Annotated in this window: 21 protein-coding genes, 2 tRNA genes and 1 pseudogene; 9 read left to right on the top strand and 15 right to left on the bottom strand. The window is 59.2% G+C overall.

Annotation, left to right across the window (positions count from 1 at the left end):
• Window positions 1-50 precede the first annotated feature (50 nt).
• Window positions 51-512: an Lrp/AsnC family transcriptional regulator gene (locus QMX88_RS17025; RefSeq protein ID WP_282371358.1), complete on the bottom strand. Its 462-nt coding sequence runs from the start codon at window positions 510-512 to the stop codon at window positions 51-53.
• A 207-nt stretch (window positions 513-719) separates the two neighbouring features.
• On the opposite strand from QMX88_RS17025, the gene QMX88_RS17020 reads away from it, so the two are divergent.
• Complete coding sequence (locus tag QMX88_RS17020) at window positions 720-1,880, top strand: aminotransferase class V-fold PLP-dependent enzyme (protein WP_282371356.1); 1,161 nt, start codon at window positions 720-722, stop codon at window positions 1,878-1,880.
• 138 nt (window positions 1,881-2,018) lie between these two features.
• Here QMX88_RS17020 and QMX88_RS17015 read toward each other — a convergent pair whose 3' ends face one another.
• From QMX88_RS17015 to QMX88_RS17000, 5 genes and pseudogenes are all read right to left on the bottom strand, one after another.
• Window positions 2,019-2,420 (bottom strand): hypothetical protein, encoded by a 402-nt coding sequence (locus QMX88_RS17015; RefSeq protein ID WP_282371354.1) that lies wholly within the window; start codon window positions 2,418-2,420, stop codon window positions 2,019-2,021.
• The gene (locus QMX88_RS29455; RefSeq protein ID WP_336620231.1) at window positions 2,417-2,815 is read right to left on the bottom strand and encodes a hypothetical protein; all 399 of its coding nucleotides are present in this window, start codon (window positions 2,813-2,815) and stop codon (window positions 2,417-2,419) included. The genes QMX88_RS17015 and QMX88_RS29455 overlap by 4 nt, the downstream gene beginning before the upstream one ends.
• A 3-nt stretch (window positions 2,816-2,818) precedes the next feature.
• Window positions 2,819-3,043, bottom strand: a pseudogene (locus QMX88_RS17010) (RHS repeat-associated core domain-containing protein); the annotation flags it as partial.
• Between the two features lie 208 nt (window positions 3,044-3,251).
• Window positions 3,252-3,875: a hypothetical protein gene (locus tag QMX88_RS17005; protein ID WP_282371352.1), complete on the bottom strand. Its 624-nt coding sequence runs from the start codon at window positions 3,873-3,875 to the stop codon at window positions 3,252-3,254.
• 1 nt (window position 3,876) lies between these two features.
• Window positions 3,877-8,583: an RHS repeat-associated core domain-containing protein gene (locus QMX88_RS17000; protein ID WP_282371350.1), complete on the bottom strand. Its 4,707-nt coding sequence runs from the start codon at window positions 8,581-8,583 to the stop codon at window positions 3,877-3,879.
• 442 nt (window positions 8,584-9,025) lie between these two features.
• Here QMX88_RS17000 and QMX88_RS16995 point away from each other — a divergent pair, with 442 nt between their 5' ends.
• On the top strand, window positions 9,026-9,370 hold the full coding sequence (locus tag QMX88_RS16995; protein WP_065988787.1) for a YggL family protein: 345 nt from the start codon (window positions 9,026-9,028) through the stop codon (window positions 9,368-9,370).
• Window positions 9,371-9,756: 386 nt separating this feature from the next.
• Window positions 9,757-11,223 carry a D-alanyl-D-alanine carboxypeptidase/D-alanyl-D-alanine endopeptidase gene (gene dacB, locus QMX88_RS16990; protein ID WP_192172483.1) on the top strand — a complete coding sequence of 489 codons (1,467 nt, stop codon included), beginning with the start codon at window positions 9,757-9,759 and terminating at the stop codon, window positions 11,221-11,223.
• Between the two features lie 78 nt (window positions 11,224-11,301).
• On the opposite strand, the gene QMX88_RS16985 is transcribed toward dacB, so the two are convergent.
• From QMX88_RS16985 to QMX88_RS16975, 3 genes are read right to left on the bottom strand one after another with little or no spacing between them, the layout of a single operon-like run.
• The gene (locus QMX88_RS16985; RefSeq protein WP_282371341.1) at window positions 11,302-12,096 is read right to left on the bottom strand and encodes an ABC transporter ATP-binding protein; all 795 of its coding nucleotides are present in this window, start codon (window positions 12,094-12,096) and stop codon (window positions 11,302-11,304) included.
• Window positions 12,090-13,094, bottom strand: coding sequence for an ABC transporter permease (locus QMX88_RS16980; protein WP_442969467.1), 1,005 nt, complete (start codon window positions 13,092-13,094; stop codon window positions 12,090-12,092). Before QMX88_RS16980 ends, QMX88_RS16985 begins: the two co-directional genes overlap by 7 nt.
• Window positions 13,075-14,166, bottom strand: coding sequence for an ABC transporter substrate-binding protein (locus tag QMX88_RS16975; RefSeq protein WP_282371336.1), 1,092 nt, complete (start codon window positions 14,164-14,166; stop codon window positions 13,075-13,077). Before QMX88_RS16975 ends, QMX88_RS16980 begins: the two co-directional genes overlap by 20 nt.
• A gap of 280 nt (window positions 14,167-14,446) precedes the next feature.
• Between QMX88_RS16975 and QMX88_RS16970 the strand changes: the two genes are divergently transcribed.
• Entirely contained in the window at window positions 14,447-15,079 is a 633-nt protein-coding gene (locus tag QMX88_RS16970; protein WP_282371334.1) for a DUF5666 domain-containing protein, read from the top strand.
• A gap of 100 nt (window positions 15,080-15,179) precedes the next feature.
• Here the strand turns inward: QMX88_RS16970 and QMX88_RS16965 are convergent, their stop codons facing one another.
• The 3 genes from QMX88_RS16965 to QMX88_RS16955 form a co-directional block, all read right to left on the bottom strand.
• Entirely contained in the window at window positions 15,180-15,470 is a 291-nt protein-coding gene (locus QMX88_RS16965; RefSeq protein WP_423572499.1) for a 2-oxoacid ferredoxin oxidoreductase, read from the bottom strand.
• 147 nt (window positions 15,471-15,617) lie between these two features.
• The gene (locus QMX88_RS16960; protein ID WP_282371332.1) at window positions 15,618-16,175 is read right to left on the bottom strand and encodes a DUF4174 domain-containing protein; all 558 of its coding nucleotides are present in this window, start codon (window positions 16,173-16,175) and stop codon (window positions 15,618-15,620) included.
• A gap of 255 nt (window positions 16,176-16,430) precedes the next feature.
• A tRNA-Val gene (locus QMX88_RS16955) sits at window positions 16,431-16,507 on the bottom strand.
• 309 nt (window positions 16,508-16,816) lie between these two features.
• Between QMX88_RS16955 and QMX88_RS16950 the strand changes: the two genes are divergently transcribed.
• Together QMX88_RS16950 and QMX88_RS16945 are read left to right on the top strand one after the other, a co-directional pair.
• On the top strand, window positions 16,817-17,140 hold the full coding sequence (locus QMX88_RS16950) for a hypothetical protein (protein WP_282371330.1): 324 nt from the start codon (window positions 16,817-16,819) through the stop codon (window positions 17,138-17,140).
• A gap of 176 nt (window positions 17,141-17,316) precedes the next feature.
• A complete protein-coding gene (locus QMX88_RS16945) occupies window positions 17,317-17,538 on the top strand; it encodes a hypothetical protein (protein ID WP_197983806.1) in 222 nt (73 codons plus the stop codon).
• A 111-nt stretch (window positions 17,539-17,649) separates the two neighbouring features.
• Here QMX88_RS16945 and QMX88_RS16940 read toward each other — a convergent pair.
• A tRNA-Val gene (locus tag QMX88_RS16940) sits at window positions 17,650-17,726 on the bottom strand.
• Between the two features lie 248 nt (window positions 17,727-17,974).
• On the opposite strand from QMX88_RS16940, the gene QMX88_RS16935 reads away from it, so the two are divergent.
• Entirely contained in the window at window positions 17,975-19,258 is a 1,284-nt protein-coding gene (locus QMX88_RS16935) for an NAD(P)/FAD-dependent oxidoreductase (RefSeq protein WP_282371328.1), read from the top strand.
• A gap of 25 nt (window positions 19,259-19,283) precedes the next feature.
• Here the strand turns inward: QMX88_RS16935 and QMX88_RS16930 are convergent, their stop codons facing one another.
• Window positions 19,284-19,985, bottom strand: coding sequence for a peptidase C39 family protein (locus QMX88_RS16930; RefSeq protein ID WP_197983805.1), 702 nt, complete (start codon window positions 19,983-19,985; stop codon window positions 19,284-19,286).
• A 226-nt stretch (window positions 19,986-20,211) separates the two neighbouring features.
• Between QMX88_RS16930 and QMX88_RS16925 the strand changes: the two genes are divergently transcribed.
• Window positions 20,212-20,388 (top strand): hypothetical protein, encoded by a 177-nt coding sequence (locus tag QMX88_RS16925; protein ID WP_192172473.1) that lies wholly within the window; start codon window positions 20,212-20,214, stop codon window positions 20,386-20,388.
• Window positions 20,389-20,519: 131 nt separating this feature from the next.
• On the opposite strand, the gene QMX88_RS16920 is transcribed toward QMX88_RS16925, so the two are convergent.
• Window positions 20,520-21,284: a TerC family protein gene (locus tag QMX88_RS16920; RefSeq protein WP_192172472.1), complete on the bottom strand. Its 765-nt coding sequence runs from the start codon at window positions 21,282-21,284 to the stop codon at window positions 20,520-20,522.
• Window positions 21,285-21,402: 118 nt separating this feature from the next.
• Here QMX88_RS16920 and nhaR point away from each other — a divergent pair.
• Window positions 21,403-22,253: transcriptional activator NhaR (nhaR, locus tag QMX88_RS16915; RefSeq protein ID WP_282371323.1), on the top strand; the 851-nt coding region annotated here is incomplete at its 3' end.

The raw sequence follows: 22,253 nt of genomic DNA, 5'->3' as shown, positions 1-22,253 counted from the left end.
ATGGCTGCTTTTTTTTGCGCGGGGTTTGACCAGGCGTTTTTGACGCGGGCTTAGAGGGTGTAACTCAACGGCAGCTGGGTCGTTGACTTGATCTGCTCCATGGCGAAGCTGGAACTCATGTCGGTGATGCCGGACAGCTGGATCAGCTTCTTGTAGACGGCGTCATAGCCGGCGATGTCCGGCACCACGATTCGCAGCATGTAGTCGGTGTCGCCGGCCATGCGGTAGCACTCCACCACTTCGGGCAACGTGGCAATCAGGTCGTGAAAACGACCCAGCCACTGGGCGTTGTGCTGGTTGGTGCGAATGGCGGCGAACACCGTCACGGCGACGTTCAATTGCCCGGGGTCAAGCAACGCCACCCGCCCGCGAATCATGCCCTGCTCTTCAAGCTTCTGTACCCGACGCCAGCATGCGGTGCTGCCAAGGCCGACGCTGTCGGCGATTTCCGCGATCGGACGGGTGCAGTCGTTTTGCAGGATGCTCAGGATGGCCTGGTCGAATTTGTCCATGGGATGCGCGGTGGCCTCAGGTGAAGTCATATGGCGGGAAGCGATAAAGATAGGCCAAAAAGAGCGAAGCTGAAAATCATATTCCCCTAACTGGGGTTTTACCGGAAATATATTCTAAGCCGAGTCTAAATCTCCGTTGAGGAATCAATTTTTTTTCAGCCTGACGCTAGTAGTATTTTCTGCACGACGGACAGCGCAGAAATCCCCATGAAAACACTCCCTTGTTATTTCGATTACGCCGCCACCACACCGGTGGATGACCGCGTCATCCAGGCCATGGTCACCTGCCTGGGCCGCGAAGGCACCTTTGGCAACCCAGCTTCCACCTCCCACGCCTACGGCAATCAAGCCCGCCAGGCCGTTGAATTGGCGCGCCGTCAGGTAGCAGAACTGGTGGGCAGCAGTGCCGATGCTGTGGTCTGGACCTCAGGCGCGACCGAATCCAACAATCTGGCGATCAAGGGCATCGCGCTCAACCCCAACAACGGCGCCCGTCGCCACCTCATCACCAGCACCATCGAACACAAAGCCGTCATCGACACCGTGCGCCAGCTTGAGCAGGCCGGTTGCCCGGTGACCTGGCTCGAACCCGATAACCGCGGCCTGATTCACCCCGATGCCGTGCGCCAGGCGCTGCGCGACGACACCCTGCTGGTGTCGCTGATGCTGGTCAACAACGAGCTGGGCACCGTCACTGACATTGCCGCCATCGGCCAAATCGTCCGTGAACACGGCGCCTTGTTCCACGTCGACGCCGCTCAAGGCGCTGGCAAACTGGCAATCGACTTGAGCGCGTTGCCGGTGGACCTGATGTCCTTCTCGGCGCACAAAACCTACGGCCCCAAAGGCATCGGCGCACTCTACATAGGCGATCGCGCACGGCCGTTGCTCGAAGCACAGATGCACGGCGGCGGCCACGAACAGGGTTACCGCTCCGGCACCCTCGCCACCCACCAGATCGTCGGCATGGGCGCGGCTTACGCACTCGCCAGCGCGGAAATGGACCAGGAAGTCGCGCGCATCAGTGCCCTGTCGGCGCAACTGCGTGAAGGCCTGCTCAGCCTGAAGGGCGTAAGCCTTAACGGCGATCCGCAACAGCGTGTCCCCCACACGCTCAACGTTTGCATCGACAGCCCGGGGTTTAACGTCGCCAGCCTTGCCAGTGAATTGGCGGTTTCTTCGACCTCGGCGTGTAACTCTGCAAGCAGCAGCGTTTCCCACGTGTTGCTGGCGCTGGGGTTGAGTCAGGGTCAGGCGGGCAGCAGCTTGAGACTGAGCTTGGGGCGGTACACCGAGGTGGGTGATGTGGAGAAGGCGATTGCGGTGATTGCCGGGAAGTTGAGTGCGCCGGCGGCGACGTTTTGGTGAGGAAGCTGGATCAGAAGCGGAACTGATTCTTCATGGATCGTAAGGGGACTGATTTATTTACAGCGCCTGAGCGTAAATAAGTCAGTCCCGCAGTGGTAGAGTAATCAATGGTCTAACCTATTCGCCTCATTTAGCGAGCTACCTTTTTCTTGTTTCGTAATTTCTTCTCGCAAGACGAGCGACGGCCTCATTGTCGTCATGAATAAGCCGTTCAAGGATCGAGCCGGGAGTTTTTTTATTCGACGCTATTCCAAGTCGCACTGAGGAATTGACATCTTGCGAAAGACTTTCAAATAGAGCTGACGATAGCTTTCTTTTTCTGGCAATAAACGGCCTGCTATCCGCGTCGACCACGCACAGCTCCTCCAGAATCTCCAATGGGACTGTCTTATTGTGAACAACCCACCTTAGATATTCAGGATATTTCTTAATTACTTCTCGCCAGACAGAACTTGGAGCTTCTTCCATGGCAGCTCTGTCGTACTCAGCTTTTATCTCGCTACTTCGTAGTACAACAAACTCTTCAGCAGACGTGATCATTTATTGTCTCTGCATTTTAAAGATTTGAAGTTGATGTGTTTTCCGGTTTCACTTTTGTGTTTATCCATGTGATCCCCATAGACATCTGCGTCGGCAATCCATGCGCCGTGCTCATCGTAGACTTTCCAGGCGCTCTGCCCATGGCCGGTTTTATCCATCGACCACCAGCGATCGGTATCTGGATCTTTATAATATCTCGCGTAGCCCACGCCAGCGACATTACCCTCGCAAACCCGGTCGTAGCGATTGACCTCCCATTTTTTTCTGCATGCGCGTTTGCAGTTTTGATTCGGCTTATCAGACTTAGGCTTCCGCCCTGGTCCAACGGCCGAACTTGCCAGCCCTAACGGGTCGACCCAGCTGATTGAGTTCGGCCCATATTGGTAGAGGTTCAACCCACCTAAATAGCCGATCGGATCCTTGCTGATAAACCGCCCGACTCCCGGATCATAGTACCGATGCCGGTTGTAGTGCAGGCCGGTTTCGTGGTCGTGGTACTGGCCCTGGAACCGGATCGGGTTGGTCAGGCCGACTTGTTGGGCGAATTCAGAGCGCTGTTCCTGCGCCTCGCCCCACGCTTTGTAGTGGGCGCTCCAGGCGGTATTGCCGTTTTGGTCGGTGATTTCCTGCGGGGTGCCGAGGTGGTCGCATTGGTACTTGGCGAGGGCGCCGATGGACAGTGCGACCGGTTTGTAGGTCCAGAGTGGGTCTTCTTTGAAGTTGTAGCGGCCCTGATAGGTCGGCTGGCTTACGAGTTAAAGGCTTCCTCCCCCTTTAACTCCTAAGCATTCCTAACTCGGGGCTACTGATATTCCATTGTCGGCGCTTCCGTTAGTCGAACAACAACTCCGATTCGCTTACGAAATTTATTCCAGATGACCCACTTACAACTGACTTGAATTCCTCAAAAAAGAAATCTAAATTTTTTGCGAAAACATTGAATGCTCCCCGGCCGTGCTCCCCCGACAGTATGGGGCTAATGACGTAGTGGCATGCACTCTGCAATCCGCGGTACACCATTTCGTTCATCAGCAGCTGGTCATCTTGCAAAAGCGTAGACAGCACAGACATGGATGGCTCCTGCGCATCTCGATGTCTTGAAAGAACCTTATATTTTTTTAGCTCGGCTTCATATTTTTTATGGGCATTCATCAACGCTTCAAATCTACCATACTTATCACGAAATAATAGCGCAGGCATAAACATGTTCTTTGGAAACTCTGGCATTTGGATAGAATTATTCGCGCCTAAGAAATAGCATTTCGATACAATTTCATTTAAGGCGCGGACGCCTTCTGAGCTTTTATCGAAGCCAATCGCGCCATCACGCCCGACAGCCATTACTAACGCAAACTGATCCTGCGGGTCAGCGGGAATTCTAGCAATGTATTCGCTTGAATCCCTTTGAAATTCCCGGGCCTCTGACTTGAAGCACAAAATCTTAAAGTCTTTCATGCTAGCGTCCTGACCTTCCCGCTGGATAAGTGAAAATTACTACCTCTGCCGCTTTGTTAGTCGCATGCACGTGGGGAACCTCATGATGATCTGGCTGACCGTCCCCGATCAATTCTGGATGCCCGTCAGGATGATCAAATACCTCAGTGCGCTGTCCCCGCTCCCTGCACCCAAGATTTGTAGCACCTTGCTTCTTCAAGCAGGCGTAATTCTCGCCCCTGCTTTTCTTCCTTAGAGTATCAATCGAAATCGGTACCCCACCTCTGCTAACCCTTGGGACTTGGGCATGCTGCTGGGCCTTTTTCATTGCGTCCCTACGGCTATTCGTCGCCACAACTTTTTCCAAACCCAGCGGATCGATCCAACCCGTAGGGTTCGGCACGTAGTGGTAGAGGTTTAGCCCACCACTGTAGCCAATCGGATCCTTGCTGATAAACCGCCCGACCCTCGGATCATAGTACCGATGGCGGTTGTAGTGCAGGCCGGTTTCGTGGTCGTGGTATTGGCCCTGGAACCGGATCGGGTTGGTCAGGCCGACTTGTTGGGCGAACTCGGAGCGCTGTTCGCTTGCTTCGCCCCACGCTTTGTATTGGGCGCTCCAGGCGGAGTTGCCGTTTCGGTCAGTAATTTCCTGAGGGGTGCCGAGGTGGTCGCACTGGTACCACGCCAACGCATCAATCGGTAGCGCGACCGGTTTGTAGGTCCAGAGTGGGTCTTCCTTGAAGTTGTAGCGGCCGGTGTGAGTTGGCTGGCTGACGAGACGAATCGTTTCGTGGCGGATGGCTTGGGCCACCGGGACGAATGTGCCCGGTTCATGGATGTAGTGGACGGTGCGGCCGAGTGCGCCGGCGTATGGCGGCGGGCTGCTTTCCCAGGCGAGGTTATCGCCGTCCCAGCCGTAGAGGGTGAAGCCGCAACCGAGCTCGCGCTCTTTGCGGGCGTGTTCGTTTTCGTTCCAGCCGGTGCCGGCTTCGGGGCGCGGGCGGTAGTGGGCTTTGGAGAGTTTGTAGAGGCGACGTCCGAGGGGGTCGTAGCCGAAGTCGACAGTCAGACGCGGATCGCGGAAGTGCACCAGACGATCGAATAGATCCCAGTGCAGTCCGCTGCGCAGACCGTTGGTCCAGCGCTCGGTTTGGTTACCGCGTTCGTCGTATTCGTAGTGGTTGCCGGCGTAGTCGCGCAGCAGGTTGTCCACGAGTTTATGGCGGACCGGTTCGGGATCGAGTGGGCGGCGTACGGGTGCGGCGCTGTCATCGAGCAGGTTGCTGGCCGGGTCGAAGGCGAAGGTTTCTGTGCCCAGGCGACTCGTTGCGGCGAGCAGGCGGCTCACCGGGTCGTAGCGGTATGAGAGCGGACCGCGGCGGCTGTCGCTGATGTCGGTGAGTTGGCCGGCGGCGTCGTACTGGTAAGTGCGTTTGAGCAGTGTGAATTTGTCGTCTGCTCGGCCCAGTAGCTGTTCTTGAAGGCGTCCTGCCGGATCCCAGCTTTGGGTTTGCAGCAGTTGGTTGCCCTGATGGCGGGCAACTTCGCGATGCAGATCATCGCGTTCGTAACTGAGCAGTTCGTGCTCGTCCAGCTTCAAGCCGAGCAGGTGGCCGCTGCCATAGGTGAGCCAGCTGACGCGATGGCCGTCCGGGCGAATGGTGGCAATGCGGTTGTTGAGCGCGTCGTACTCGTGCTGCCAGATGGCGACCAGTGGTTTATCCAGGTTCGAGTAATGCTGGTGCTCTCGCAGCAAGTTTCCAGCGGGATCATGAAACCACTGCAGCCGGCTGACGGCGTTGGTCGCCATGACCAGATGGCCGTTGCCGTCGTAGGCGAAGGTTTCGCTCTGGGACTTTTCGCCGAGGGTTGCACGGCGTTCGGTCAGGCGGCCCATTGGGTCGAAGGCCAGTGCGATGGTGCGTTGGCCGTTGATGGTCTCGGCGAGGCGGCCGGTTTCCGGGTCGTACTGATAGTGAGTCGAGCGACCGTCGAAACCTCTCTCCTCCAGTAGCCTGCCGACTGGGTCGTAGTGAAAGTGGGCGCGGCGTTCGTTTTCGTTTTCCAGCGCGACGAGGCGGCCAAGCTTGTCCCAGCGATAGCGCAAGGTTTGCTCGGCGGCGTCGACGCGTTCGGCGATAAATCCCGCAGCGGTGTAGCGCCAAGTGGTGCAGCGTTCAAGGCCATCGGAATGAGCCAGCGAACGACCTTCGGCGTCTCGGCTAAAGCGTTCTTCGGTTTTGTCCGGGTGCTTGATCAGCACCAACTGGCCGGATTTGTATTCGTACGTGGTGCTGTGGCCAGCAGGATCGGTGAAGCGAACCATCTGGCCGCGTTCGTCGTACTCCCAACTACTCACCTTGCCGGAGCAGTCGGTGTAACTAACGAGTTGTCCGGCGCCGTTGTAGGCCAACGCCTTCGTGTTGCCGTTGGCGTCCTTGATCGCAGTAGGAAGACCAAACGAGTTGTAGGCGTACTCAGTGACGTTCTCTAGCGGATCAATCGCCTCAACGAGATTGCCGCGAAGGTCATAGTCCCGTTTCCACAGCCCACCCTCGCCATCGCTGATTTTGATCAGATGGCTTTTTTCGTCGTAGGCGTAATTGATCACGCTGTGATCAGCGCGGGTGTGTTCCGTCAGATTGCTGAGCTTGTCGTAGCGATACCGATCCGTGCTGCCGTCGGTGTGGACGTGGCGGATGATGTTTTTCGCGGCGTCGCGGAAGAACCACTCGGAACGCCCGTCGGCGTGGCAGATGCGGTACGTGTAGCCGAGGCTGTCGTAGTAGTGCCGGGTTTCGTGGCCCAAAGCATCGGTGACGTAGGTCAGGCGGATATTTTCGTCCCACGCCAGTCGGGTTTCGAAACTGCCGTCATCGGCCCATTCGCGCACGGCCTTGGCATCGGGGCCGGAGCCTTGCCATTGCAGATTCAAACCGCGATTGGTGCGGTCGGTATAACGGGTAATCAGGTGGTTTTGATACTGGTAGCGCCAGGCCGAACCGTTCTCGTCCTGAGCCAGAACAAGGTCACCAAAATCATCGTATTGATACGCGCACAGTTGCCGTTTGACGTCGGCATCACGAATTTCCCATAGACCCGTCAGCCGCCCCTGATCATCGATCAACGTGCCCAGTCGAAGATGCACTTTGTTGACATCTTTCTCCGAGTAAGTCACCAGCTCGGAGAGCACCGACCCCCCACCGTGCCGATGCTCGTAATGCAACATAACCCCGGCGCCGTTGGGCAAAACCTTGTTAATCAGAACAAAACGGTTACCCCGCTGAACATAGGTTTCCCTGTGCTCAAGCCCCCGCATCAGCACCAACCGATCTTTGCTGAGGCGAACGACGGTCAGATTTTCAATGGCGTTGAAGTGGAACAGTTTGACCTTGGGAAGAGGAAATTCATGGCTACGGCCATCGGCGTCGTGGAAGACCAAGCCTTCATCCACACAGTCAAATCGGGTGGTAAACGGAGTGATCCATCGTGCGCCAATGACGTCCTGATCGTAGGCATCCAGACTCGAATAGTAAGTCCGCGTCCACTCAATCGGAAACGGACCCGGCAGACTGAAGTCGGTATGGCTAACCGACTCCGAACCCATCGCAAAACTGATGCTCCTCGCCGTCGACCCACAGGCACATTCACAAGGGCACGGACACGTACAGTTCTTCCGCTTGTTAGACCGGGCTTTCGCAGGCTTCTCGAAACCAACCGCCTCCAGCTTCCCTTCGCCGCCCTGGCGCCTGGCCTGATTAACAACCCCCGGCTTGATGTTGAAGGCTTGCCCATGCCCATGCCCATTGCGCGAACGCCAACTGACCACGGCGTCACCCAGCGTGAGCAGGAGCGAACCAATGGAATTCTGAATCCCAGGATCCGCCAGACGATTGATCTGATCCCGAAGCTCCGGGCCCAGTGATCGCAACGAAGCCGCATGTCTGAGCACCTGCGCTTTCAGCGCTTCAGGCACGAAATATTCGGCAGCACCTTCAACAGCGCCTTTACCCGCAGCAATGCAAACATCCGCAGCGGCCGCAAAAATATTGCCAATCGCAGCCTGAGGGTCGTAAGCCCAGAGATCACCGGCGGCATGAACCAATTTCTCCGCTTCCAGCAAATCAGCCTTGGCGTTCAGCTCAGGGTTAACCAGCTTTTCAAGACCGGCAGCGATCTCAAGAAGCACACCTTCCCCAAGTTTCCCGGCATCCTCAAGAATGCCGGGGAGCTTGGCCTGCGCCTGTGGCACAAAGTCATCAAGCGTCCCGACGATGTCCGCGTTGAGGTGCCCGATCAGAATCTCGATCAGCACGTCACCCAACACCAATTTCCCGCTCCGACGCATCTCCTGGCGCACCAGAAACAGCATTGGCCGCAGGCTCATCCGTGCCGCCGCCATGCGAGGCGGGCGTGGCATCACTCCGATCAGATTGATGCCCAGACTCACCCAATCCAGCGGATCGCGCTTCTCGCTGTTCCACAACCTGGCGATGTCATTCAGGGCATCGACCAGCGCCATGATGTTGCCTACCACCGGCAGTCCGCCTGCCTGGGCCTTGATTCGATCAAGCGAAACAACCCCGCCGCTGATCTCCTGTAACCAGGCATCGACGTTTGCAGCACCGACGCCAACGTCCTCAAGCTGAATCAGATCAAGCGGAACGATCGCCACTTGAGGCTCGCGTTTCTGGTCGCTGCCGGGCGTAACTACGGGGTTTGCCAAAGATGCTCTCCGTGCTCAAAAACCATCCGGCAGGCGTGTTTACCGAACCGGGGGCGACGGAGATATCAAGGGTTGTGCCAGCTGTGAATTAGCCGATATAAATCAATTGCTTGCGAAGAAAAACGGCAGGTCTAAGCGAATGCTAAACCCGAAAACAAAGAAGAAGTGCGCAAGAAGTTGCGCACCCCTGTGCAACTTCTTGCACACTCGTCTGCACACCGCGAACGACGTGGCCTCCAACCCATCAACCACCCCATTCTAACGAAACGAGTGCGCAGCTTTTTGCGCATCATGGCTATGAGTCATCCGAAGGCTCTCTGCGCCAGCCCCTCCCCAACCCCGACCACAGTGAGAAATGCGACAACCCTGATCAGCATCAAGCAGGCGCCATCAGGACGAAGCTGATAGACTGCGCCCCGAAATTACTCAAGAGGAACGCTTCATGGCCACTAACCGCTCCCGTCGTCTGCGCAAAAAACTCTGTGTCGACGAGTTCCAGGAATTGGGCTTCGAACTGAAGCTGGGCTTCAAAGAGGACCTGGATGACGAGGCCATCGACGCTTTCCTCGACGCTTTCCTGACAGAGGCCATGGACGCTAACGGTCTGGACTACGTCGGCGGCGACGACTTCGGTCTGGTTTGCCTGGCGAACCGTGGTTCGGTCAGCGAAGAACAGCGCGCTGCTGTCGAAGCATGGCTCAAAGGCCGCAGCGAGCTGACTGAAGTTGAAGTCAGCCCTCTGCAGGACGCCTGGTACCCGGAAAAGCCGATCAACGCGGCTGTCTGATGAGCTGGCGGGCCTTCCCGCCGAGCTGATACTGAAAAAGCCATCCTTCGGGATGGCTTTTTTGTGTCCGCGATTCGAGGTTTTGGTGTCTTCACCGGACAAAAACGCAGCCGGACATCACGACTGCTGCTGCGAAATGGCGGCCTGAAGTCGGCGTTACGGGAAAAAACCACGGTTTAACGTGACTTTGAATGGGCAAGCGCAAAAAATAGCGCCGTTTGACGGCAGTACCCCGGCGCAAGTCACGAAAGCTTGGGGCATAATGCCGCTTTACCGAAACGCCAGTGTCACGCCCTGCCATCGGGCATTTTCTGGTGGATCGTTCACAATGCGAGGGAATTCACCCCCTCTTCATCTTCGTTGTTCGCTGCAGTAGGGTTTATTGAATGATCAAGTCTTTGCGTCCGCTGTTTATCGCCACCCTGCTTTTGCCCCTCTCGTTCTCCATCGCCGCCGCCCCTATCAATACAGCCCTGCCCCCCAAGGTTCAGGAAGCACTCAAAGCCAGCAAGCTGCAGAACGATGCGCTTTCGCTGGTGATGCTGCCGGTCAGCGGCCCCGGCACGCCGACTGTTTTCAACGCCGACGTGTCGGTCAACCCGGCCTCGACCATGAAGCTGGTGACCACCTACGCCGCCCTGGAAATGCTCGGCCCGACCCATCAGTGGAAAACCGAGTTCTACACCGACGGCACCCTCAGCAATGGCGTTCTGCGTGGCAACCTGTACCTCAAGGGCGGCGGCGATCCCAAGCTGAACATGGAACGCTTGTGGCTGCTGATGCGCGACCTGCGTGCCAACGGCGTGCAGCAGGTGACCGGCGATCTGGTGCTCGATCGCAGCCATTTCGTACAACCGCAACTGCCGGTGTTCGATGACGATGGCAACGACAAGAACAAGCCGTTCCTGGTGCGCCCCGACTCCTTGATGGTCAACCTCAAGGCCCTGCGTTTCGTCACCCGCAACGACGGCGGAAGGATTCTGGTTTCGGTGGAACCGCCCATCGCCGCGATCCACATCAACAATCAGGTCAAGGCGCTGTCATCCAGCAAATGCACCGGCGACGTGCTGTACAACCCGGTGCCGGAAGCCGATGGCGGCATCACCGTGACGGTGTCCGGCCAGTTGGGTGACGGCTGCAACTCTCAGACCTATCTGTCCCTGCTCGATCACCCGACCTACACCGCCGGTGCCGTGCGCGCCATCTGGCAGGAACTGGGCGGGACCATTCTCGGCAAGGATCGTCTGGACGTGACACCGGGCAGCGCCAAGTTGCTGGCCAGGGCCTTTTCGCCGGATCTGGCGGAGATCATTCGGGACATCAACAAATTCAGTAACAACACCATGGCCCAGCAGCTGTTCCTGAGCCTGGGCGCCGAGTTCCGTAACGAAGCCGACGGTGACGACGCCAAAGCCGCACAGCGTGTGGTGCGCCAATGGCTGGCGAAGAAAGGCATCATCGCGACGCATCTGGTGATGGAAAACGGTTCAGGCCTGTCCCGCGCCGAACGGGTCAGCGCACGGGAAATGGCGCAGATGCTCCAGGCCGCGTGGAACAGCCCGTTTCAAGCCGAATTCATGAGTTCGCTACCCTTGGCAGGCATGGACGGCACCATGCGCAAACGCCTGAAACGTACCGCCCTGCGCGGCGAAGCCCACATCAAGACCGGCACATTGAACACCGTTCGCGCCATCTCCGGATTCAGCCGCGACAGCAACGGCAACACCTGGGTGGTGGTCGCGATCCTCAACGACCCGCGTCCATGGGGTGCGTCTTCAGTGCTGGATGAAGTACTGGTCAGCCTGTACAACCAGCCGAAACTGGCGAGCACGTCGATTTCGCTTCAGCAATAAAATCACGCGCCGGGCTGTGCAAAGTCGCTCGACGACATGCGCACAGCCCGGCGGCCAGTCTTTACGTACCTGCTCTGCCTACCAGCTCTGCCCCAACCCCAGCAATCCGAGAATCTGTTTGCGCAGGTCAACCAGATACGGGTCGTCACGGTGCCGTGGATAGGCACGGTCGATGATCAGCTCGGCCTTGATCTGCGCGGGCCGGTCGCTGAAGACAATGACGCGATTGGCGAGCAGCAGCGCCTCCTCGACATCGTGGGTGACCAACAGCGCCGTGTAACCCTGGCGTTGCCACAGATTGATCAACTCCTGCTGCATGGCAATCCGGGTCAGCGAATCGAGCTTGCCCAGCGGCTCATCGAGAATCAGCAGTCTTGGCTCGTTGACCAACGCCCGCGCCAGCGCCACCCGCTGGGCCATGCCGCCCGACAGCTGTCGCGGATAGGCGCGTGCGAATTGACTCAAACCGACCTTCGCCAAGGCCTCATCAACCTTGCCCTTCGTGGTTTTCAGCAGACCCTGGGCTTCCAAACCGAGGGCGACGTTGTCCCAGACCCGACGCCACGGGTACAGGGTCGGGTCCTGGAACACCACCACCCGCGTTGGATCCGGCCCGGTGATCGCCACACCGTCCGCCGTAATGCTCCCGCTGTCCGCACCTTCCAGCCCCGCGACCAGCCGCAGCAGGGTGGACTTTCCACAACCGGACGGGCCCAGAAGCGCGACGAATTCCCCCGGTTCGACCTCCAGCGACACCCGCTGCAACACCGGCAGCTTGTGCCCTTCGAGGGAGAAACCGTGGCTCAGGTTATCGATGCGCAGCGCCAGACCGCGACTGTGCTCGGCGCTTGCAGCTCTGGCTGCATTTACCATTTCATTGCTCCTTGCTGCCACGCCAGCAGACGGTCACGGATCAGAAACAGCGCCGAGATCAGCCCCGAACAGGCCAGCGCCATGATCAACAATGCTGCGTACATGTTGGCGTACGCCGCCCACCCCTGGGCCCATTGCAGGTACCAGCCGATGCCGGACTTCACGCCCATCATCTCGGCGACCACCAGGGTGGAAAACGATGCGCCGAGGCCCATGAACAAGCCGACGAAAACGTGAGGCAGCGCTGCGGGAATCGCCACTTTGATGATGAGAAAACCCTGTTTTGCGCCCAAGGTGCGGGCCACGTCGTAGTAGGCCTTGTCGACGCTCGACACCCCTGACCACGTCAGCACCGTCACCGGAAACCAGGTCGCCAGCGCAATGAGAAACACGCTGGCACTCCAACTGCTGGGGAACAGAAAGAAGCACAGCGGCAGCAAGGCGGTGGACGGCACCGGGCCGAGGATCCTCAACACCGGGTGCAGCCAGTAGCCGATGCTCCGCGACCAGCCGATGGCGACGCCGGCGATGAACCCTGTCAGTGCGCCAAGGGCGACACCGCTGCCCAGCAGAATTGCCGAATGAAACAGGCTGTCGGCGAGGCGCGGCCAGTCCTCGACATAGACGTCCAGCAGCGCTTGGGGTGGCGCGAAGAACGGCACCGGCAATACACCGAATTTGGCGGTGAGCAGCTCCCAGATCGTGAGCAGCATCGGCAGCGCGATCAGCCAGGGGCCGAGGGTTTGCGTACGCGCGGCGATGCGCGGAGACCAACGCGCTACCGTTACCGCGAGCAGGATCAGCCCCGACATGATCAGGCACAGATTCGCCAAACCCTGGGTCATCGGCCAGAGACGGGTGGCGTTGGGCAGATACACGATCAATAGCGCCGCCGCGAGCCAGACCGCCGCCGCCACTACGCCGTGCAGCCAGAAGCGCCCCGCCGGGTGTTTCAGCCGTTCGACGCCGGCCGCCAGCTCAACTGAAGACATCGGCAGTGATCTCCGCAGCAAAGGCGTTGGCATCAGTGCTTTGACGGATGACCTCGACGGTTTTCAGGTCGCGAACGTAGGTGGCAATCTCGGCGGTCAGTGCCGCGCCGACGGCGTGATGTCCATGGGTGTGATCGTGGAGGATGGCGACGACTTCCTCGGTGGTGGTGTTCAGCGCGTAAGCCTGGAACCCTTTGGCCACCTCCTCCGGATGCTTGACCGAGTAATCGTGGGCTTCAAGAATCGCCTGAGTCAGGGCCGCCACGGCGCGTTTGTCGTCCCGCGCCAGTTTGCCGGTCACGCCCACCACGCAGCAGCTGAGGCTGGCGTAGTCCTCCACCAGATTCGACGACAGTTCGCGAGCCTTGCCGGCGTTGATCAGTCGGTACATGAACGGGTCGCTGCCGCTCACCGCCTGCACTTCGCCGCGCTCCAGCGCGGTACCCAGCAAGTCGGCCGGATACAGGCGCCACTCGACGTCGCGCACTGGGTCGACGCCATGTTTCTTCAGGAGGATGGAAAAGAAGTTACGGTCGGGACTGGCCATGTCGGTCACGCCGATGGCCTTGCCTTTGAGGTCTTCGAGTGTCTTCACGTTGCCACTCGCCGCCGTCAGCAACCGCAAGCAGCCGCCGTGTGTTCCGGCAGTCAGCTTGACGTCGAAGCCCTGCTCCAGCGCTTTCAGCCACCGCAACGCCATGCCGATGCCGGCGTCCGCTTTGCCCGTCGCAATGGCTTCCAGCAACACTTCGGTCGAGTTGCCGAAATTGACCAGCTCGACGTCCAGATTGTGCTTCTTGAAAAAGCCCTGCCCGTGGGCGATGACCACGGGGGCCAGGCACACGGCGTTCAAGTTGATCGCAAGCTTCAGCGCCCTCGGCTGATCGAGCCTGATGAATTCGCCCGTGCCCGCCGGCTCGCTCGCCCCGCCACTGACGTCGGCGCCGTGCCCGGCATGCTCCGCATGTTCGTCCGCAGCCCAGACGCCGCGCGGCAATGACAGCAGAAGTGGCGATGCCAGCGCAGCGCCGGCGAGGCTCAGCACCCGCCGACGGCTCAATTGATCGAAAACGGCCATGGTGTTCCCTTACCCGGTGAGTGAGATGGTCGTCGCCGAACAAGCATTTTTAATAACCAAATCCTGGGGTTTCGCCGACTGCTTAAAACATTAGCACCGGCCATTTAATTAATTAAATTCATTTTTGTTCTATATGACTATGCAAATAGTCTATCTGAATGACTTCGCATCCTGCATGCCAGGCGGCATCGAAGCGTACTGGCTGACGGCAATGTCATGCACCACCTCGTGCACTACCGCTATGCTGCGTGCTCGACCCATCACCGGATTCGCGCCGCCAATGAAGACCTCCAAGACCCAGACCCTCCGCCACTCTCTTCTCATCTCGGGATTGCTCAGCGCGCTGCTATCGGCAGCGCTGCCAGCCCACGCCGAAGACAGCAAACCCACCCGCGTGCGCGGCGCCATCACAGCGATCGAAGGCGATGCGCTGAAAATTCACAGCAATCGCGGAGAGGACCTGCAGGTTGCGCTGACGCCTGACACGCAGATTCGCGGCGTCACGTTGGCGCAGGTGTCGGAAATCAAACCGGGCAGCTACATAGGCTCCGCCGCGGTGCCGCTGCCGGACGGTTCGTTGAAGGCGCTCGAGGTGCATGTGTTCCCGCCGGAAATGGCGGGCACGGGGGATGGCCATCGGGCCTTTGACCTGACGCCGGACAGCACGATGACCAACGGTTCGGTCGGCGATCTGGTCGCCAGTAATGGCCGCACCATCACCGTGAATTACAAGGGCGGGCAGAAGAAGATCGTCATCCCCGATAACGTGCCGATCGTCAACCTGGTGCCAGGCGATCGCAGCTTGCTCAAGCCCGGTGTGAAGGTGGTGCTGCAGGCGCAGAAAGGTTCGGACAACGCGCTGACGGCGCTGTCGATTTCTGCGGGGGAAAATGGCGTTACGCCGCCAATGTGAAGCGGCCAATGTGCAGGGCTTGTAGCGTTCAAAACCTGCGTGGCGCCGGTAGATGAAACAGCACCGGTCAGCATGCGCAGGTCAATTTATCAGGTCTGACTCAAAGACAGGTCGCGAGCACCGCGCCACGTTGCTCGATCACCTTGGCGCCGGGCTTGGCGTAGAAATTGACCTTGGTCATGCCCGCCTTGCCCGCCACGTCCGCGAAGTATTCACCCTCGGTGGTGTAGACCGTGAATGCGCCAGGCTCACCTTTGGCCATGAACACGTCGGCCACATCACCGAACAGCTGAACGTTGGCCCAGGTGACCTTGATGCACTCGGCGACGGCGACCGCAGGCTTCTGACTGGTGTAAACCTGCGCCGGCCCTGCCGAACGTGTCTGATTCAAGCTCATGCAACCTGACAACAGGATCAGTGCCACAGCGCCCGCCCAATGTTTCATGCCAGTCCCATTCATCAAACGTCCTTTTCGTTAAAAAAGGAACGATGTTACCAGCAACCTCAAGCGAGCCCCATGGGTAAGCCGTCCGAGCGCTTAATCATCCAGCCCGGCGGGCGGTGCAGCAGGCGCGGCCTTGCCGGGCTTGGCCGATTTGCCTGACGGCGTTGCGGTCTTCGGCTCGGCGACGGGCGCAGGTGGAGCAGCGGCGGCCGCTTCCTTCTCGGCCATCGGCATCTGGTCGATGGTGCTGAAAATCTCCTTCGGATCGATGGGGCCGTTGTGAGTCATTTTCTTCTCGCCGTCCTTGCCCACCAGAATCACCTGCGCCTGTTTTTCTGTCTGTGCGCCAAGCTTGAGTTCGCGGATAAGGGCCATGGTGGTCTGGGCGTCGAGGTCTTTACCGTTACGCTGCCCCACGGTATTGATGATGGTGTAAAGGACCATGTCACGTTTGGCGAAACCCTCCTTGTTGGCGGGTTCGTCCAGACTTTTCTTAAGAGCCCCCAGCGTCGGGTCTGCCGAACTCGACGCGATAACGATCAGTGGACGGGCCTTGCCGCGCTCCTGGGAAAGTGGGCCATCACCGTCGGCAGCCAGCAAGGGGCTCGACACGGCGAACAAAACGGCAAGGGTCAACGACCGGCTAAACATACACACCTCCTCTGGATTTCCATGCACTGATGATCGCGCATCATGGGAAAAGGTCCAGACGGTAGCGGGAAAAAAACCGGATTTATTTCGCGGCGCGCAGAGGCTTGCGGGTATCGAATAGGGTCAAAACGTCCGGCCATAGGGGCTATGGCTGACGTGAGCACCGCTGGCCCGACGGGAAAATTTCGGGCAACAAAAAAGGGCGAATCTTTCGATTCGCCCTTTTTTGTCACCGCCCAGCAGAGCGGATTTGTTTGGTAGGCGCGATTGGACTCGAACCAACGACCCCCACCATGTCAAGGTGGTGCTCTAACCAACTGAGCTACGTGCCTGCTGTGGGTCGGCATTCTACGGATATTCAAATGACTGTCAACGTCTTTTTCGCCCACTAAGCCTATGAATATGCAAATTATTTCCCCGTAGCATCGACATGGGCGGATCAACCTACAGAGTCGCCGTCGATCAGCGAGACTCGGGCGGTGAACGCCATGACCGGCCTCCCGATCGCCAGCGGATGCTTGGGTGAATCAACGAGGGCCCTCGACTTGCGCACCGAACATGCCGCCTGTCGCCATCATGGCACTTCGGACGAACTTCAGATGCCCAATGATGACAAGGAATCACGACACGGAGATCACCTGATGAACAGATTATTGACTGCCTTCACCCTCGGTTGCGCACTGACATGCACTTCCCTCACAGCGCTGGCTGGCGCCACATCGCCAGACATGGGTCCGCCACCTTCCCAGACCGGCATCGACCCGCGCGTACAGGGCAGCGACCCGGCTCGCCAGGGCTCTGATGTGGACACGCAAACCAAGAAAGGCATCAGCATTGGCGGCGGCACGTCGATGAGCAATGGCACCGGCAATAACAACGATGCCGATTTGCCCGGTGGCGATACCACCAATGGCGGCGGCAGCAAGGGCTCGGGTTCGTCGAGCGCAGGCGGCGCTGGCGGTTGAAGCACTACGTAGGCGCGGGCCATTACAGACGAATCATTAAGGGCGCTTGAACAGCGCCCTTTTCGTGCCCGGTTGTCGTGGCTTACCGTCGTGCTTTGATATAGTGCGTCGCCGCCGCGCCTGAACCAGGGTCGCGGACCCGGGCGTCATCAACAGTGGAGAGCGGCACCGTGGGCATGAAGAAATCAGCGCTGGAACTCAAGCGTGACCTGAGCACCATCGCGGCCAATCTGGAAAGCACTGCAGGCGAAATCAGCCGACTGGCCGAACGGGTCAACGATGTCGACGTGGTCGCGGTGCTGCACTTGATGAACCAGCAGTACAAGGACGCTGACCGCCTGCGCGCCTATGTGGACGAGATCAGGGCGGGCCGCATCACCCGCGCCAAGGCCGACTGATCGGCCGGCGCAATGGCCGCTCGCCTGGGGTGATTCAGGTTCGAGCAAGCAAAAAAGGGTGGCCCTCTCGGGTCACCCTTTTTCGTTACCGCCCAGCAGAGCGGATTTGTTTGGTAGGCGCGATTGGACTCGAACCAACGACCCCCACCATGTCAAGGTGGTGCTCTAACCAACTGAGCTACGTGCCTGCTGTGGGGCGGCATTCTACCGGGATCCGGAACGCTGTCAACTTTGATTCATCCCTAAGCCTATGAATGTGCGAGCTATTTGCCCCTGTACGGGCGAATCGGGCTAAATGAACGCGCCCGTGCCTCGGTGGCCAATGCCTTACCGGCATCGCGTCAAGGCCCGCAAACCTCCAGCGTCGGCTGGCCGCAAAATTTCATCTCAGGTAGGATCCGCCCACTCGTAAAAAATATAAAACAGGGGTTACAGGATGACGAACACGCCATACCCACATTCCTATTACGCCGCTTCCGCCAATCCGGTTCCGGTTCGGCCTCGGCTGCAGGGGGACGTCGAGACCGACGTGGTCATCATCGGCGCCGGTTACACCGGGCTCTCCAGCGCGCTGTTTCTCCTGGAACACGGCTTCGAGGTTACCGTGCTGGAAGCGGCGAAAGTCGGTTTCGGCGCCTCGGGACGTAACGGCGGACAGATCGTCAACAGCTACAGCCGCGACATCGACACCATCGAAAAGAGCGTCGGGCCCAAGGAAGCACAATTGCTCGGGCACATGGCCTTCGAGGGCGCGCAGATCATCCGGGACCGCGTCGCCAAATACCAGATCCAGTGCGACCTGAAAGACGGCGGGGTTTTCGCCGCGATCACGCCCAAGCAGATGGGCCATCTGGAGTCGCAGAAACGTCTCTGGGAACGCTACGGCCACACGCAACTGGAGCTGATGGACCAGCGCCGCATCCGTGAAGTGGTGGCGTGCGACCAGTACATCGGCGGCATGCTCGACATGAGCGGCGGTCACATCCACCCGCTGAACCTGGCGCTGGGCGAGGCGGCGGCGGTCGAGTCCCTGGGCGGGGTCATTTATGAACAGTCTGCGGCCACCCGCATCGATCGCGGTGCCAGCCCGGTCGTGCACACCGCCGAGGGCAAGGTCCGGGCGAAGTTTGTCATCGTCGCAGGCAACGCCTATCTGGGCAATCTGGTCCCGGAACTGGCGGCTAAATCGATGCCCTGTGGCACGCAGGTGATCACCACCGAGCCACTGAGTGAGGAACTGGCGAGCACGTTGCTGCCCCAGGATTACTGCGTCGAGGACTGCAACTACCTGCTGGATTATTACCGGCTCTCCGGCGACAAGCGTCTGATCTTCGGCGGCGGCGTGGTCTACGGCGCCCGCGATCCGGCGAACATCGAAGCGATCATCCGGCCGAAGATGCTCAAAGCGTTTCCGCAACTGAAGGACGTGAAGATCGATTACGCCTGGACCGGAAACTTCCTGCTGACCTTGTCGCGGTTGCCCCAGGTCGGCCGGCTGGGCGACAACATCTATTACTCTCAGGGATGCAGCGGACACGGCGTGACTTACACCCATCTGGCCGGCAAAGTGCTGGCCGAAGCCTTGCGCGGACAGGCAGAGCGATTCGACGCCTTCGCCGGCCTGCCGCACTACCCGTTCCCCGGCGGGCAATTGTTGCGCACGCCGCTGACGGCATTGGGTGCCTGGTATTACAGCCTGCGGGACAAGCTGGGGTTCTGAATCAGGGGCGATGAACGGCCAACCGTTAACGGGCAGCTGGATTGTTCAGCGCCTTCACCGCCTCGCCCGCCGCCTGTTCCTGACCGGCCTGGGCCAGATCATTGGCGGCTTTGAGCCAGCGCTCGCGGTCTACCGGCACCGGCACCTGGCGTGGGCTCTGGATCAGCACGGCCCAGTTGCCGGCGTCGTTCCAGTCCGAGGTGAACGAATCGAAGCTCGCCGTCACTCGCCCAGGCCCGGTATAGATCAGCACCGTTCGCTTGTTCTGATCGAACCCGACCAGCACGCCGTAGCGCTGTTCTTTCCAGAACATCGAGCCGTCCGAAAACCGCACCATGACCGGATACCCCGCCGACACCTGCGCCAGCAGGTCCGGGAAACCGTGGTCGACGGGATACACCACAAACCCGTATTCGCGAGCCAGGTCCAACATGCTGCGGTCGAGCTTGTCTTCGGCGCCCGGGAGTTTGAGCGGTTTTTCCAGCAGCCCCGGCGTGGTCTGTACGCCATGGACGGTCAGCATGCTGGCCAGTGCGAACGGCGCGCTTTGATAATCCTTGCCCCGGAAGGACGGCACCGCGTTGATTTCAACCCGGTCGGGCAGTGTCTTGTACATCGGCGGATAGCCGGGTTTCCAGTTGTGGGCATTCGAGCAGCCTGCCAAGACCAGCACAGCGGCCAGCGCCAGCCATTTGCGTCGACCTGCAACGCTATCCAATCGCGTCAATGCCCGCACGTTCTTCACTCACTTGACTGATGGCGACGGATCCCGAGATCCGGCCGGAACGCGGATGATAGAGCCGCCACCGGTTGCGGTATAGCCCGAAACGCTGTCAACGCGAGTGGATAGAACAAATCGGTCATGCAATTCCTACCACCGGTCAATTTTTGGCAACAACAGGGAGACTAGACTGTCGGTTACTAAGAGACGAAGAGAAGAGCCGGAGGAAGCCATGAGCCTCGGAATGACCATTGTGATGTTGATCGCTGCCTGGCTGGCCGTTGCGGCCGCCATGTTGTGGGGGGTGATGCGTATCTCGCGTCGCCATCATCCGCATTATCGGGAAACCGAAGCCGCGAAATCCGTAGAACGCGCGCAACGCAAAATCCGTCATGTCACGGCCCATTGATACTGCCGTGTAACGACTGATCACCGTACAAATGAAAACGGTCGGTAATGGCATCCCATTCCCGACCGTTTTTTATAGCCCGGCTTTTGTGCTGCTCTGCTCTTTATCGGCGGGCGGAGCTTATCCAGGCGTCAGACCTTCTGGCCCTGCGCTTCGGCGTCCAGGCGGCGCTGGCGGGACCGACGAACCAGCATGTTCAGCACTTCAATCAGCGCCGAGAACGCCATCGCGGTGTACACGTAGCCTTTCGGAACGTGGGCGCCGAAGCCTTCAGCGATCAGGGTCATGCCGATCATGATCAGGAAGCCCAGCGCCAGCATGACCACGGTCGGGTTATCGTTGATGAACTTGGCCAGGGGCTCCGACGCCACCAGCATCACGACCACGGCGGCCACCACGGCGATGACCATGATCGGCAAGTGCTCGGTCATGCCAACGGCGGTGACGATACTGTCGATGGAGAACACAAGGTCGAGCATCAGGATCTGACCGATCGCAGCGGCCATGCCCAGGGTGACTGTGCTGGACGCGGCTTTCTCGGCTTCGCTTTTGACGTCGACGCTGTGGTGAATCTCGGTGGTTGCCTTCCAGACCAAGAATAGGCCACCGGCGATCAGGATCATGTCCTTCCAGGAGAAGGCCTGGCCGAACACTTCGATCACCGGCGCGGTCAGCTGGACAATCCACGCCACGGTGGTCAGCAGGCCCAGACGCAGGATCAACGCCATGCTGATACCGATCCGGCGCGCCTTGGTGCGCTGATGAACCGGCAGCTTGTTGGTGAGAATCGAGATGAAAATGAGGTTGTCGATACCGAGCACGATTTCCATGACGACCAGTGTCGCCAGAGCGATCCACGCCGTTGGGCTTGCAGCCAGTTCCAGAAGGTATTCCATATACGCGAGTGTCCAGGATCAGTTCAGGGGATAGAGCGGCATTCTAGGGACGGAAACACTTCAGCAAAATTCGTATTTTTCAGGCGTATACTTCGGTTTTCCCGAAGTGAAGATGCCCATGCTCAATTACCGACAGCTGCATTATTTCTGGGTCGTGGCCAAGACCGGCAGTATTGTTCGCGCCTGCGAGCAATTGAACCTCACACCACAGACCATCAGCGGGCAAATCACCCTGCTGGAGCAGACCTACGGCGTCGAGTTGTTCAAGCGCGTTGGCCGCCAGCTGGAGCTGACCGAAACAGGCCGCGTCGCCCTGCCCTACGCCGAGCAGATGTTCCAGCTCGGTGGCGAGCTCGAAGCGGTGTTGCGCGCACAGCCCGACGAGCAGCAAATCCTCTTCCGCGTCGGCGTCGCCGATGTCGTGCCCAAATCCATTGTCTATCGGCTCATCGCGCCGAGCATGGCGCTCAATGAGCTGGTGCGCATCAGTTGCCGGGAAGACCAGCTCGAACGCCTGCTGGCGGACCTCGCGATTCAGCGCCTGGACCTGGTGATTTCCGACAGCCCGATGCCTTCTCATCTGGACATTAAAGGCTATAGCCAGAAGCTGGGCGAATGCGGCGTGAGTTTTTTCGCCACCCGCGCCCTCGCCGCCCTGTACGGCGAGAACTTCCCCCACGGCATGCAAGGCGCGCCGCTGCTGGTCCCAGGACAGCAAACGGTGGTGCGCAGTCGCCTGATGCGCTGGTTCGCCGAGCAGAATATCCAGCCGAAAATCGTCGGGGAGTTCGACGACAGCGCCCTGATGAAGGCCTTCGGCAAATCCGGCAGCGGGATTTTCATTGCGCCAAGCGTGATCGCCGATGAAGTGATCGAGCAATACGACGTCGAGCTGATCGGCCATACCGATGCCGTGACCGAGTCGTTCTACGCGATCTCGGTCGAGCGCAAGGTCAGGCACCCCGGCAT

This window comes from Pseudomonas sp. PS02290 (genome assembly GCF_029960075.1).
Taxonomy (GTDB): Bacteria; Pseudomonadota; Gammaproteobacteria; order Pseudomonadales; family Pseudomonadaceae; genus Aquipseudomonas.
Note: the sequence above shows the minus strand (reverse complement) of the source record. Positions and strands in the feature narration are given on the sequence as shown.